The organism is Streptomyces sp. GL_148, from assembly GCF_057834205.1.
This window is the reverse complement of the sequence record NZ_CM174396.1, coordinates 4,939,200-4,952,461: the sequence shown is the minus strand read 5'-3', so window position 1 is coordinate 4,952,461 and position 13,262 is coordinate 4,939,200. Positions and strand designations below refer to the sequence as shown.

Annotated in this window: 12 protein-coding genes; 2 read left to right on the top strand and 10 right to left on the bottom strand. The window is 70.2% G+C overall.

All coding sequences use genetic code 11. The features are described 5' to 3' along the window. Window positions 1-15 precede the first annotated feature (15 nt). Window positions 16-3,018 (top strand): NACHT domain-containing protein, encoded by a 3,003-nt coding sequence (locus AC3IYI_RS22840; protein ID WP_489405523.1) that lies wholly within the window; start codon window positions 16-18, stop codon window positions 3,016-3,018. Between the two features lie 83 nt (window positions 3,019-3,101). Here the strand turns inward: AC3IYI_RS22840 and AC3IYI_RS22835 are convergent, their stop codons facing one another. Beyond that, a complete protein-coding gene (locus tag AC3IYI_RS22835) occupies window positions 3,102-5,627 on the bottom strand; it encodes an ATP-dependent Clp protease ATP-binding subunit (protein ID WP_489405522.1) in 2,526 nt (841 codons plus the stop codon). A gap of 487 nt (window positions 5,628-6,114) precedes the next feature. On the opposite strand from AC3IYI_RS22835, the gene AC3IYI_RS22830 reads away from it, so the two are divergent. Continuing rightward, window positions 6,115-6,777 carry an SCO3374 family protein gene (locus tag AC3IYI_RS22830; RefSeq protein ID WP_489405521.1) on the top strand — a complete coding sequence of 221 codons (663 nt, stop codon included), beginning with the start codon at window positions 6,115-6,117 and terminating at the stop codon, window positions 6,775-6,777. Here the strand turns inward: AC3IYI_RS22830 and AC3IYI_RS22825 are convergent. The 9 genes from AC3IYI_RS22825 to nadC form a co-directional block, all read right to left on the bottom strand. Beyond that, a complete protein-coding gene (locus AC3IYI_RS22825) occupies window positions 6,759-7,097 on the bottom strand; it encodes a histone-like nucleoid-structuring protein Lsr2 (RefSeq protein ID WP_243339778.1) in 339 nt (112 codons plus the stop codon). The genes AC3IYI_RS22830 and AC3IYI_RS22825 overlap by 19 nt on opposite strands. 165 nt (window positions 7,098-7,262) lie before the next feature. Next, window positions 7,263-7,793 carry an amino-acid N-acetyltransferase gene (locus AC3IYI_RS22820; RefSeq protein ID WP_489405520.1) on the bottom strand — a complete coding sequence of 177 codons (531 nt, stop codon included), beginning with the start codon at window positions 7,791-7,793 and terminating at the stop codon, window positions 7,263-7,265. A 9-nt stretch (window positions 7,794-7,802) separates the two neighbouring features. Next, on the bottom strand, window positions 7,803-8,285 hold the full coding sequence (locus AC3IYI_RS22815; RefSeq protein ID WP_489405519.1) for a BlaI/MecI/CopY family transcriptional regulator: 483 nt from the start codon (window positions 8,283-8,285) through the stop codon (window positions 7,803-7,805). 112 nt (window positions 8,286-8,397) lie between these two features. Then, window positions 8,398-8,571: a hypothetical protein gene (locus AC3IYI_RS22810; protein ID WP_389441913.1), complete on the bottom strand. Its 174-nt coding sequence runs from the start codon at window positions 8,569-8,571 to the stop codon at window positions 8,398-8,400. A 13-nt stretch (window positions 8,572-8,584) separates the two neighbouring features. After that, window positions 8,585-9,178, bottom strand: a complete 594-nt coding sequence (locus AC3IYI_RS22805) for a hypothetical protein (protein WP_489411623.1) — start codon at window positions 9,176-9,178, stop codon at window positions 8,585-8,587. Between the two features lie 104 nt (window positions 9,179-9,282). After that, window positions 9,283-9,468 (bottom strand): DUF397 domain-containing protein, encoded by a 186-nt coding sequence (locus AC3IYI_RS22800; RefSeq protein WP_489405518.1) that lies wholly within the window; start codon window positions 9,466-9,468, stop codon window positions 9,283-9,285. 105 nt (window positions 9,469-9,573) lie between these two features. Beyond that, the gene (gene iscB / locus AC3IYI_RS22795; RefSeq protein ID WP_489405517.1) at window positions 9,574-10,884 is read right to left on the bottom strand and encodes an RNA-guided endonuclease IscB; all 1,311 of its coding nucleotides are present in this window, start codon (window positions 10,882-10,884) and stop codon (window positions 9,574-9,576) included. 568 nt (window positions 10,885-11,452) lie between these two features. Continuing rightward, a complete protein-coding gene (locus AC3IYI_RS22790) occupies window positions 11,453-12,262 on the bottom strand; it encodes a type III pantothenate kinase (RefSeq protein ID WP_356514714.1) in 810 nt (269 codons plus the stop codon). 3 nt (window positions 12,263-12,265) lie between these two features. Continuing rightward, a complete protein-coding gene (nadC, locus tag AC3IYI_RS22785) occupies window positions 12,266-13,216 on the bottom strand; it encodes a carboxylating nicotinate-nucleotide diphosphorylase (protein WP_489411622.1) in 951 nt (316 codons plus the stop codon). Window positions 13,217-13,262: the final 46 nt, after the last annotated feature.

Here is a 13,262-nt window from a genome sequence, read left to right as displayed (position 1 = left end):
GCTACGCTCCGCCCCGTGGACGCATCCGTGGTGGGGATCCGGCTGGCCTCGGGGGTCGTGACCCCCCTCGTGAAGAAGCTCTTCCGCGGGGAGGGGGCGGGCGCCGGCCTGGTCGACCGGCCCGTGCGGATCTCCTCGTACGCCTCCCTGCGCGAGCAGCGCGTGCTGTCCCGGGACGACCTGCGCCGGCTCGCCGACAAGCTGGTCGAGGAGGCCTTACGGGCCCCCGGCGAGCAGCCGCTGCCGCCGGGCGAAGCGGTGGGCGTGGCCACGGCGCTGGCCGTCACCCTGCACTCCCTCGGCGACCTCGCCCTCCAGGACGCCCAGGCGGTCGAGATGGGTGCGCGCGCCTTCGCCGCCGAACTGCGCAAGGCCGCGCCGGCCACGGGCCTGGGGCGGGACGCGGAGCTCTTCCACGACCGGCTGCTGGAAACGACCTGCCTGCACATCCTGCACTTCTTCACGACCCGCTCCACCTACATCCCTGCGGCCCTGGTCGAACAGGCCCACCGCCAGGCCGAGACGATCGCCAAGATCGACGCCCTGCTCGCCCGGATCCCCCGCCAGGACGGCCGGGACGCGGAGTTCGAGGCGAGGTACCTGGAGTACTTGGTCAAGCGGCACAGCACCTTGACGATCTTCGGGATCGACCTGCCGCCCGGCTCGGCGCGCTGGCCGCTGGAGGCGGCGTACGTGAGCCTGGAGCTGGTCTCCGGCGCCCCGGCCGGGGCGGACCCGGACCACCCCGCGGCCGTCCACTGGCCCGCGTCCCCCCGGTGGCTGTGCGCCGAGTCCCTCATCGCGGGCCCGGGGCCGCACCACGGCCACCGCGTCCTACTGCGCGGCGAGGCCGGGTCCGGTAAGACCACCCTGATCCAGCAGCTCGCCGTCTCCGCCGGCCGGGAGGCGGCCGCAGCAGGCCTCGTCCCGTACGTACTGCCCCTGCGGACCCTGGCCCGGCACGGGCAGCCGCTGCCCGCCGCCAAGGACTTCCTGGCCGCCACCGCGCTCAAGGGGCAGTCTCCGGAGGGCTGGGAGGACCGGGTCCTGCGCGCGGGGCGCGGCCTGGTCCTGGTCGACGGCATCGACGAGATCCCGGAGAACGAGCGGGCCCGCGCCCGCGACTGGCTCGTCGACCTCTTCGCCGCCTACCCCGACAACCGGTGGCTGGTCACCTCCCGGCCCTCGGCGGTCCGCCAGAACTGGCTCGCCGGCGAGGAGTTCACCGAGCTGGCCCTCGTCCCCATGAACCGGGCCGCCGTGGTCGCCTTCGTCACCCGCTGGCACGCGGCGGCCGAGGCGGGCGAGGGCCTCCGCGACCAGCTGCTCGCATCCCTGGCCACCAAGCCGGAACTGGCCCGTCTCGCCACCAATCCGCTGCTGTGCGGTCTGATCTGCGCCCTGCACCGCGAGCGCCGGGGCTTCCTTCCCTCGGGCCGCAAGGAGCTCTACACGGCCGCCCTGTCGATGCTGCTGCACCGCCGCGACCGCGAGCGGGAGCTGCGCCTGCCGGAACTCGCCGAGGAGCCGCAGCTCCAGCTCCTCCAGCGCCTCGCGTACTGGCTGATCCGCAACGGCCGCACGCAGATCTCCCGGATGCGGGCCGAAGAGCTGATCGCCGCCGCGCTGCCCGCCGTACCGGCCGCCCAGGTGCTCGGTGACGCCCCGGCCGTCCTGCGGCACTTCCTGGACCGGACCGGACTGCTGCGGGCGCCCACGGAGGACACGCTGGAGTTCGTCCACCGCACCTTCCAGGACTTCCTCGGGGCCCGGGCCGCGCTGGACGAGGGCGGCCTCGGGGAGCTGACCCGGCACGCGGACGACGACCAGTGGGAGGACGTCATCCTCATGGCGGTCGCCCAGGGCCGCCCCCACGACCGCGAGGCGATCATCGGCGACCTCCTGGTCCGGAACACGGACCGGGCGGTCCTGCTGGCCCTCGCGTCGCTGGAGTACGCAGCCGAGCTGGAACCGGAGGTCCGCGAGGGCGTCCGGACGGCCGCCCGCCGTCTCATCCCGCCCGCGGACAGGAACGCCGCCGAGGCGCTCGGCCGGGTCGGGCCGCTCGTCCTGGACCTGCTGCCCCGCGGCGAGGACGCCCGGAGCAGCAGCGATGCCCACCTTTCGGTGAGGGCGGCCATGGCGGCGGGATCCGAGGAGGCCATCGGCTACCTCGCCGGATACTGCCGGCACCCCGACGAAAAGGTCCAGGAGCTGCTCGTACGGGCCTGGAACGCGTTCGACACCCGCCAATACGCCGCCCAGGTGCTCGCGCACATGGAACCGCCGCCCAGCACCGTCGTCGTCGACTCGGACAGCAAGCTGGCGGCGCTGACCTCCTTCACCGGCCCGCCCGACCTGTACGTCGACAACGGAGTCAGCCGGAAGGCCCTGACCGCCTTCCTGGCCCGCCAGCCGGTGGCCGGGCTGACCTTCTGGTACTTCGGCGGCGGGACGGACCTGGAATTCCTGCGCGGCCACACCTCACTGCGGCGGCTCGCCATCAACGGCTGGTCCGAGCTGCGGGACCTGGGTCCGCTGCACGGACTGCCCCTGGAGAGGGTGTCCCTCTACCTCGGCGGCGACCTCCCCGTCGCCCCGGCCATCGCCTCCTGGCCCCGGCTGCGCGAGCTCACCCTGCACGCCAGGGACGGGGCGTGGTCCTTCACCGACGTCTCCCCCGGAGCCCCGCTGGAAGCGATCGAGCTGGACGAAGCGGACCCGGACCTGGTCGGTCTGGGCCGGCTCGCGGGCCTGCGGCGGCTGGAGCTCGGCCGCTCCTGGCGCCCCGGCGGTACCGCCGCCTGGGCGGAGCTCTCGGCCTTGAAGAACCTGCGGGAGATCAGCGTGTCCTGCGCCGTACTGGCCGGCCTCGCCGAGTTCGCGGACCTTCCGTCGCTGCGGACCGTGATGTTCTACGACGATGACCAGCCCTGGGAGGACGGGATCGAGGAACGGCTGCTCCGCCGGTTCCCGCACGCCGGGCTGGAGCTGGCGCCGCAGGTCTACGAGGTCTGACCGCCCGCCGCACGGCAAAGGGGCGGCCCCGGAACCTCTCGGTCCCGGGGCCGCCCCTTCGTACCGCTATGAGCGGCTAGCGCTTACGCACCCTTGGTGAGGTCCGGGCCGGAGCCCGACGCCTCGATGGGGGGAAGGTCCGAGATCGGAGTCTTCTCCTCACCGCGGAAGGTGAACTTGGCCTCTTCGCCCTCACCCTCCTTGCCGACGACCACGATGTGACCGGGGCGCAGCTCGCCGAAGAGGATCTTCTCCGACAGGATGTCCTCGATCTCGCGCTGGATCGTGCGGCGCAGCGGGCGGGCACCCATGATCGGGTCGTAGCCGCGCTTGGCCAGCAGTGCCTTCGCTTCCGTGCTGAGCTCGATGCCCATGTCACGGTCCTTCAGGCGGTCATCGACCTTGGCGATCATCAGGTCGACGATCTGGACGATGTCTTCCTCGGTGAGCTGGTGGAAGACGACCGTGTCGTCGACACGGTTCAGGAACTCGGGCCGGAAGTGCTGCTTGAGCTCTTCGTTGACCTTCGCCTTCATCCGGTCGTATCCGGTCTTGGTGTCTCCCTGGGCCGCGAAGCCGAGGTTGAAGCCCTTCGAGATGTCCCGCGTACCCAGGTTGGTCGTCATGATGATGACCGTGTTCTTGAAGTCCACGACCCGGCCCTGGGAGTCGGTCAGGCGACCGTCTTCCAGGATCTGGAGAAGGGAATTGAAGATATCCGGGTGGGCCTTCTCGACCTCGTCGAAGAGGACGACGGAGAACGGCTTCCGGCGGACCTTCTCGGTCAGCTGGCCGCCCTCTTCGTAGCCCACGTAGCCGGGGGGCGAACCGAAGAGACGGGAAACCGTGTGCTTCTCGCTGAACTCCGACATGTCGAGGGAGATCAGCGCGTCCTCGTCGCCGAAGAGGAATTCGGCGAGCGTCTTGGAGAGCTCGGTCTTACCGACACCGGACGGACCGGCGAAGATGAACGAGCCACCGGGACGCTTCGGGTCCTTCAGACCCGCGCGGGTACGGCGGATCGCCTGGGAGAGCGCCTTGATGGCGTCCTTCTGGCCGATGACGCGACGGTGGAGCTCGTCCTCCATGCGCAGGAGCCGCGAGGACTCCTCCTCGGTCAGCTTGAACACCGGAATGCCGGTCGCGGTCGCCAGGACTTCGGCGATGAGCTCGCCGTCGACCTCGGCGACGACGTCCATGTCGCCGGCCTTCCATTCCTTCTCGCGCTTGGTCTTCGCCGCCAGCAGCTGCTTCTCCGAATCACGGAGGGAAGCCGCCTTCTCGAAGTCCTGGGAGTCGATGGCCGACTCCTTGTCGCGACGCACGTTCGCGATCTTCTCGTCGAACTCGCGGAGGTCCGGCGGCGCGGTCATCCGGCGGATGCGCATCCGGGAGCCGGCCTCGTCGATCAGGTCGATCGCCTTGTCCGGGAGGAAGCGGTCCGAGATGTACCGGTCGGCCAGGGTGGCCGCCTGCACGAGGGCCTCGTCCGTGATGGAGACGCGGTGGTGGGCCTCGTAGCGGTCGCGCAGGCCCTTGAGGATCTCGATGGTGTGCTGGAGGGAAGGCTCCGCCACCTGGATCGGCTGGAAGCGCCGCTCGAGGGCGGCGTCCTTCTCAAGGTGCTTGCGGTACTCGTCCAGCGTCGTGGCACCGATGGTCTGGAGCTCACCACGGGCCAGCATGGGCTTCAGGATGCTGGCGGCGTCGATCGCGCCCTCGGCGGCACCCGCACCCACGAGGGTGTGGAGCTCGTCGATGAACAGGATGATGTCGCCGCGGGTGCGGATCTCCTTGAGCACCTTCTTGAGGCGCTCTTCGAAGTCACCGCGGTAGCGGGAACCGGCGACCAGGGCACCCAGGTCAAGCGTGTAGAGGTGCTTGTCCTTGAGGGTCTCGGGGACCTCGCCCTTGACGATCGCCTGGGCCAGGCCCTCGACGACGGCGGTCTTGCCGACGCCGGGCTCGCCGATGAGGACCGGGTTGTTCTTGGTCCGGCGGGACAGCACCTGCATGACCCGCTCGATCTCCTTCTCGCGCCCGATGACCGGGTCGAGCTTGGATTCGCGAGCAGCCTGCGTGAGGTTGCGGCCGAACTGGTCCAGGACGAGCGAGGTCGAGGGCGTGCCCTCGGCCGGGCCGCCGGCCGTGGCCGACTCCTTGCCTCCGCCGGAGTAGCCGGAGAGCAGCTGGATGACCTGCTGCCGGACTCGGTTGAGATCGGCGCCCAGCTTCACCAGGACCTGGGCGGCGACGCCCTCGCCCTCGCGAATGAGGCCGAGCAGGATGTGCTCGGTGCCGATGTAGTTGTGGCCGAGCTGGAGGGCCTCTCGGAGCGAAAGCTCCAGGACCTTCTTCGCCCGCGGGGTGAAGGGGATGTGGCCGGAAGGGGCCTGCTGCCCCTGTCCGATGATCTCCTCAACCTGCTGGCGAACAGCCTCGAGCGAAATCCCGAGGCTCTCCAAGGCCTTAGCGGCGACACCCTCACCCTCGTGGATCAAGCCCAGGAGGATGTGCTCGGTGCCGATGTAGTTGTGGTTGAGCATCCGGGCTTCTTCCTGAGCCAGGACGACAACCCGCCGCGCGCGGTCGGTGAACCTCTCGAACATCGTTTATCGCTCCTCAGAGCGGTCGGGCAGTTCGGGGTCGGTCCCCGCCCTGTCCTTCCGCATGCTAGTCCCGCGGGGCGGGACAGCTCATTCCAACTGCCGACATCCGTCCGCGGCTCACCCTCACGTCCGTGGGAAAACCCGGCTGCAAGTGCCGACAACTGCTCCAACCCGATGGTGCGAGACGATGTTCCCGCAGGCCAGGCAGATACCCGTCACACGTCTACGCCGATGGCGAACGGAAGCCGGTCTCGGACCCTGCAAATCAGCGTGTCGCCCCGATCCACTAGGAATGTCTTACCCGCAAGGGCGGACGGTTCACATCGGTGGACGACTGTTCCCTCCGCTACGGGCGAACACGATTCCGTCCTGAATGTGAGACTCCGCCCGCCCGGACGTTTACGTTCCGCATTGATGCGAGTGCCCTGCGTCACCTCGCGCGACCCCTCCCGCGTAACTCCGGAGCGTTTGCGCAGTTGCTCCGGACATGGCACTCACCGCGCCGCCCGTCACCGTCCCGTTCCCCCGCGTTGCGATGGGGACCCCCGCGACCGAAGCCGTGGAAGCCGCCGGCGCCCCGGCGGACTGGTACGCCCGCGTGCTCGGCTGGCCCGTGGCCGGCGGACCGCCCGCGCAGCTGGTGACCGGGGTGCGGTTCGACGTACTGGAGCTGCCGGCCGATGCCGGTGCCGCGGTGCTGCGCGGACCCGTGCCCACGGGTCCGGTGGCGCTCATGGGACGCAGGATGCGGTTCCTGGTGGCCCCGGGGAGCGCCGACGAGCTGGAGGGGCTGCTCGACTGGCTGGAGTGGGGCGGGGTGGCCCTGGATCTCGCCGCCCTGGGTGCGGGTGGCCGGATCACCGCTCCGACGCCACCGGGACACCTCGTGGGGCCCGGGGAAAACCCTCGGGGGGCCGCCGTGTGGCTGCGGCCCCCCGAGCAGGGGTGTGAGGCACTGCTGCCCGCCCTGCCCACTGCGGGGCGGGGCTCCGGGCCCGGTCGTGGCGAAGACGCCGCCGGGCCCGGTCTCGTACGCCTGGTCGCGGCGGCGGCAACGGAATGCCACCGGGCGCGGCTGCGGCGGCGTACGGCCTCTGCGCATCGCATCGGCACCGCGGTGGTGACCGGAGGTCAGCCGCGGTTCTCGTAAGCCTCGCGGATGTCCTGCGGAACGCGGCCGCGATCGTTGACGCTCATGCCCTGGGCCTTGGCCCAGGCGCGGATCTCGGCCGTGTCCGGGTTGCCGGACGTGGCGGCGGCGCGGCCGCCCTTGGTACGACCCGCCGCGGCACGGCCACCGGTGCGGCGACCGCCCTTGGTGAACGGGTCGAGGAGGCCGCGGAGCTTTTCAGCGTTGGCGGTGGTGAGGTCGATCTCGTAGGTCTTGCCATCCAGAGCGAACGTCACCGTCTCGTCCGCCTCGCCGCCGTCGAGGTCGTCGACAAGAAGGACCTGAACCTTCTGTGCCACCGGGATTTCCTTTCATCGAAAAGCAGTACGCGGAAAGGAAACCGCTTTTGCCTGGAAAACACAAACCCCCCGTCACGGGTTCGGGTCCGCAACGGGTCGGGAAACGTGCGCGATTCGGACATAGGCCACGGAGCCGAGGCTCCGAGAAATCCCCGCCGTGATCGATCAGAGGTGCAGAAGCATCCGGCTGTTGCCCAAGGTGTTCGGCTTCACTCGTTCGAGACCGAGGAACTCGGCGACACCCTCGTCATAGGAACGCAGCAGCTCCATGTACACATCGGTCTCGACCGGGGTCTCGCCGATCTCGGTGAAGCCGTGCTTCGCGAAGAAGTCCACTTCGAAGGTCAGGCAGAAAACCCGGCTGACGCCCACCCTCCGGGCGGTCTCCAGCAACTTGTCGAGCACCAGATGACCGACTCCGACACCCTTCAAGTCGCGGTCGACTGCAAGAGTGCGGACTTCGGCCAGGTCTTCCCACATCACGTGGAGCGCACCGCAGCCGACCACCTGGCCATCCCAGTCGCGTTCGGCGACCCAGAACTCCTGGATGTCCTCATAAAGGACGACCGGTGCTTTGTCCAGCAGGATCCGCTGCTGCACGTACTGGTCGAGCAGGCGGCGCAGCGCGGGAACATCACCGGTGCGCGCTCGGCGGATCGTCACTGTTTTTGCATGTGCAGCGGAAAACTCACCCATGCCCGGACGCTATCGCCCCGGCTCGGTGCCCGGCGCCGCGGAGTCGCCTTCGGCACCGGGCGGCGCCGCCGGGGAGCCGGCGGACTCCGGAGTCTCCCCGGATCCTTCGGGTTCCGCGGGTTCCGCGGGTTCCGCGGGCTGCGCGATGCGTACGGCGTCCCTGAGTGCCTCGCGCTGTTCCGCCGACATCATGCCGAAGAAGGCCACGAGGGCGGCTGCGGGGTTGTCGCTCGTCGACCAGGCTTCGTTCATCAGTGCGGCCGAGTAAGCGGCCCGGGTGGAGACCGCCGTATATCGATAGGCGCGGCCTTCCGCTTCGCGGCGGACCCAGCCCTTCTGATGAAGATTGTCCATAACGGTCATGACCGTGGTGTACGCGATGGACCGTTCCTGCTGGAGGTCTTCCAGGACTTCGCGAACGGTGACCGGGCGGTTCCACTGCCACACCCGCGTCATGACTGCGTCTTCGAGTTCTCCCAAGGGGCGAGGCACAGCAGCACGATAGTGCGGGTTGTGGTGAATTGCGCGGCTATCCGGGCGGCAAGGCGCAACAAAAACGGGCGTACGGTCTGGAGAGCCGTACGCCCGTCCCCGTCGAGGGGGCCTACTTCTGGGGCTGGGCCTGCTGAGCGGCCTCGGCGCGGGCGAGCACGGCGTCCACGGCCGCGTCCTCCTTGGCCTTGTTGGCGCCGCCCTGGCTCTTCACGATCGTCACGACGAGCGCGACGAAGAACACGGCCATCACGAAGGGGGGCACGAGCGCGGAAACGTAGTCCATGCCCCCAGCCTAGCTACCCCGCCGCGCGCCCGGCCTCCGGGGGCGGGCTGGGCTTGCGGCGCGGCGGGAAGACCTCGCCCGGGGTCGGGATGGGCCGCGCGGGGCGGTCGTCGGGGCGCGGTGCGGGCTGCGGGCGCGCCGGGTCGTTCTCCTTCTCGGTGCCGCCCCTGCCGCTGCCGCCCGTGTCCGTGCCGCCCGCGAGGGTCAGCAGCCGGGTGCGGGGCGCGGGCGCCGTGGACAGCCTGCGGCGCACGGAGCGCTCCGCGATGGTCTGGGCCCGCTCCAGCAGCGCGGCGGCGACCGGGTTGGCGCGCAGCGCCCGTAGGGCCGCGAGGTCGTCCGGCACCGGCTCGTAGCCGGCGGCCAGGGCGTCCTGGAGCAGCTCCAGGTAGCCGGAGAGGCTGCCGGGCAGGGCGGCTCTGTACCGCGCCAGGTCGGCCAGGAGGAACGCTCTGAGCCTCCCCGCCTCCTGGACCGCGTCGTCCACCGACGCCGCGAGGCGCAGGCAGTCCTGGACCTCGACGGCCGTCAGTGGGGCCGTCGAGGACTGAAGGGCGTGAGCGAGCGAGCGCCTGAGCACGTGAAGCTCATCGGCGCCGAACGCCATGCCGCCGCGGGATCCGTAGGGCGTGGGCATGGGCCGAAGATACGCGCTAATCGGACAAAATCCCTTGAGTGGACACGTACAGGGCGCGCGTGTCGGGAGCGGGGCTAGTCCGCCTGCTTGACCACGCGCAGGAAATCGGCCCAGGCCGCCTGGGTGGTGGCGAGGACCAGGTGGGCCGGGTCGGCGCGGTCCGCCACGCGGACCAGGGTGCCGGGGGCGGCACTGACGTACACGCAGTTGTCCCCTTCGCCACAGAACGAGGACTTCTGCCAGGCGGGCCGAGCGGTCATCGCATTCTTCTTTCGTGGATGCTCCCCGGCTCAGCCGGGAGAGGAGACGAATCTTTGGATCGTAAGCATGGGACGCCGGAGGTCTCTACGGTTTGCCAGTGCCGGTCACGTGGTGTCGGCGGGCCCTTCGGGTCGGGTGGTGTAGGCGTAGCCGTCGGCTCGTTGGAGGAGACGGAAGTGTTTGGAGCGAATGCCCTGGACGAGGCCTTGTGCCGTCCTGATGTTGAAGCTCCCGTTGGAGCGGACGGCGATGCGGCCGGTGTGGGTACCCGCCTTCTTGCCCGTGGGCACGACGGCGCGGGCGAGGTCTCCGGTCTGGTAGCCGAAGAACTGCTTCTGCCTGGGCAGACGCAGGCGGGGGAAGCCGTACTTGTCGGCGCGGGTACGCGTGTAGGTGCCGCGCCCGGTAGCGGCGACCGCGAGGACACGGGCCGGCGTACGGGTGATGGTGTCGAGTTCGCCTACGCAGAGAGCGTCGAGGGTGTGGGTCTTGGGGTTGCCGGTGCGCTGCCGGTTCCATTTCGTGCGGCCACCCGATGCCGTGTACACGGTGGGGAAGGCAGCGCCAAGAGCGCGCCACAGTGCCCAGCGTGTGGCGTTGACGGCTGCCGCATCGCGGAGCGGGGCTTTGGCCTGGGCGAGGATCCGGGCCAACAGGCGCGGGGACTTCCTGAGGAAGTCTTCGACGGGCTGGTTGGACTTCTTCTCGTTGCAGGGAATGCAGGCGGTGCACAGGTTGGAAACACGGTCGCTGCCGCCGCGTGAGCGTGGCTGGATGTGGTCGATGTTGAGCGGTACTCCGGTGGTGCCGCAGTAAGCGCAGGCCCTCTCCCACTTGGCGAGGAGGTACTCGCGGGCTTCCGTGCCGTGCAGGGTGCCGTGCTGGTACTCGGCTCCCTCCAGCGGTCCGTCGTTGGCTATGGCGTGGGTGTCGAACGCGACCCGTTCCACGTGCACCGCGCGGACGGGTGCCCAGCGTGCGAGCCGTGTGGTCCACGACATGGTGGTGTCCACCCGGTGACGCAGCGACGGGGCGAGCCACCCCTTGGGACGGGTGCGATTGGAGAAGCGGGGTGCGCGGTAGCGCGCGTTCCGGGTGCGCCTGCCTCGCCGGTAGGCGGCACGAGCGGTGAGCTTGTCCCGTATCCGACCGCCCCGGTGGGCGAGCTCGACCGCGTACAGCCCACGGCGCTCACCGTCCTTCGCCGTGAACACGGCGATACCGGTGTGCTTGGAGCCGGGGTCGATCCCGACTTCCACACCGTCCACCTGCGATCCGGAGACCGTGCGGTCCTTGAGCCGGATGACGAAGGGAGTGTGCCGGGCCACGACCGCACGGCCCTGCTTGAGGAGCTTGCGGGCCCTGGCAGGGCCAGTTGGTTGGAGCGGTGAGCCGTGCCTGTCCAGGACGAACACGACAGGGTGGCCCTCACGGGCCTTCTCCCCAACCAGATGGTCGGGGGTGACGCGCCCAGCGTCAGGTGAAGCGTCGGGCATCTCCCCTCGCACATGTGCCACGCCGGGTGCCTTACGGCCTTCGAGCCCCGTTTCGTCCCCGATCCGGGGGGTGTCTGCTGACTCGAATTCCAGAGCAGCCCGCTGAGGAAGCACGGACTGGTGGGTCTTCTGCCCTACGCGATACGTAGCCAACTTCGTTCACCTCCGCATACGCGTTGGCTGGTGCTGGTAACGATGGCCTCAGTCTGTGCGGCTGAGGCCCCCTCCCTTCAGGAGGGGGATCCTGTTACGTCGTCTCCTCCGGTCACGGGCGCCTGGGGCGCCGTGGACGAGTTCCCGGTATTTCTCGGGGTGACCGTATCTCCGGAGTGGCCCCGCTCCGGCCATTTCCGGGGAATTGCCCGCGCCGGGCGTCAGCGCGCGGTAAGGGGAGAGCGGCCGGGGCCGCAGGACGGACGAAGGCCCCCGCCCTCGGGGCTCGGGGGCCGGGGCCTTCGCGTCAGGCGAGTCGGGCAGGTCGGTCCGGTCAGCCGAAGGCGGGCGCGTTGCGCTCGTAGACCAGCCGGAGGCCGATCAGGGTGAGCCAGGGCTCGTGGTCGTCGATGGCCTCGGCCTCCCCGAGGACGATCGGGGCCAGGCCGCCGGTGGCGATGACGCGGACGTCGTCCGGGACGCCGTTCGGGCCGGCCAGCTCCTTGGCCATGCGGTTCACGATCCCGTCGACCTGGCCGGCGAACCCGTAGACCACGCCCGACTGCATCGCCTCGACCGTGGACTTGCCGATGACGTTGCGCGGGCGGGCCAGCTCGATCTTGCGGAGCTGGGCGCCCCGCACGCCGAGGGCCTCCATGGAGATCTCGATGCCCGGGGAGATGACCCCGCCGACGTACTCGCCCTTGGCGGAGACCGCGTCGAAGGTGGTCGCCGTACCGAAGTCGACGACGATCGCGGGGCCGCCGTAGAGCTCGGCGGCGGCGACCGCGTTGACGATGCGGTCCGCGCCGACCTCCTTCGGGTTGTCCATCAGGATCGGCACGCCCGTCTTGGTGCCGGGCTCCACGATCACCGCCGGAACGTCCCCGTAGTAGCGGCGGGTCACCTCGCGGAGCTCGTGCAGCACCGCCGGCACCGTCGAGCAGATCGCGATGCCGTGGATGCCGTCGCCCAGTTCGCTGCCGAGCATCGGGTGCATCCCCATCAGGCCCTGCATCAGCACGGCCATCTCGTCGGCCGTGCGGCGCGGGTCGGTCGAGACGCGCCAGTGCTCGACGATCTCGTCACCGTCGAACAGGCCAAGGACCGTATGGGAGTTGCCCACGTCGATGGTGAGGAGCATCGGTTACACCGCCTCGCGCAGATCGAGGCCGATGTCCAGGATCGGGGAGGAGTGGGTGAGCCCGCCGACGGCGAGGTAGTCGACGCCCGTCTCGGCGTAGGCGCGGGCGTTGTGCATGGTGAGGCGGCCCGAGGACTCCAGGACCGCGCGGCCGTGGACCAGCGCCACCGCCTCCTCGGTCTCGATGGGCGCGAAGTTGTCGAGCAGGATCAGGTCCGCACCCGCGTCCAGGGCCTCGCGGACCTGCTGGAGGGTGTCCACCTCGACCTCGATGGGGAGGTCGGGGAACTGCTCGCGCACGGCCTTGAACGCCTCGCGGACGCCGCCCGCCGCGATCACGTGGTTGTCCTTCACCAGCGCCGCGTCGGACAGCGACATCCGGTGGTTGACGCCGCCGCCGCAGCGGACCGCGTACTTCTCCAGGCAGCGCAGGCCCGGGGTGGTCTTGCGGGTGTCGCGGACCTTGGCCTTCGTGCCCTCCAGCTCATCGGCCCAGGCGCGGGTGGCCGTGGCGATGCCCGACATCAGGCAGAGCAGGTTCAGCGCGCTGCGCTCGCCGGTGAGCAGGTCCCGGGTACGGGCCCGTACGGACAGCAGCACCTGACCCGGCTCGACGCGGTCGCCGTCCTCGACGTGCCGCTCCACCTCGAAGGTGTCGGTGCAGACCACGGACAGGACGGCCTCGGCGACGCGCAGGCCGGCGACCGTGCCGGCCTCGCGCGCGGTGAAGTCGGCCGTGGCGACGGCGTCCTCGGGGACGGTGGCGACGGTGGTGACGTCGACCCCGCCGTCGAGGTCCTCGGAGATCGCCATGTGCGCGATGTCCTCGACCTCGATCGGGTCCAGGCCCGCGTCCACCAGCAGCTGGGCGAGCGCCGGGTCCAGGCCGGTCTCCTCGCCCTCGCCGCAGGCGCAGTCGTCGCCGCAGCCGCCGCCCTCGCTCTGGTCGAGGATCGGGAGCTCTTCGTGCGGGTGGGTGTGGTCGTGCTCGTGCGTGCTC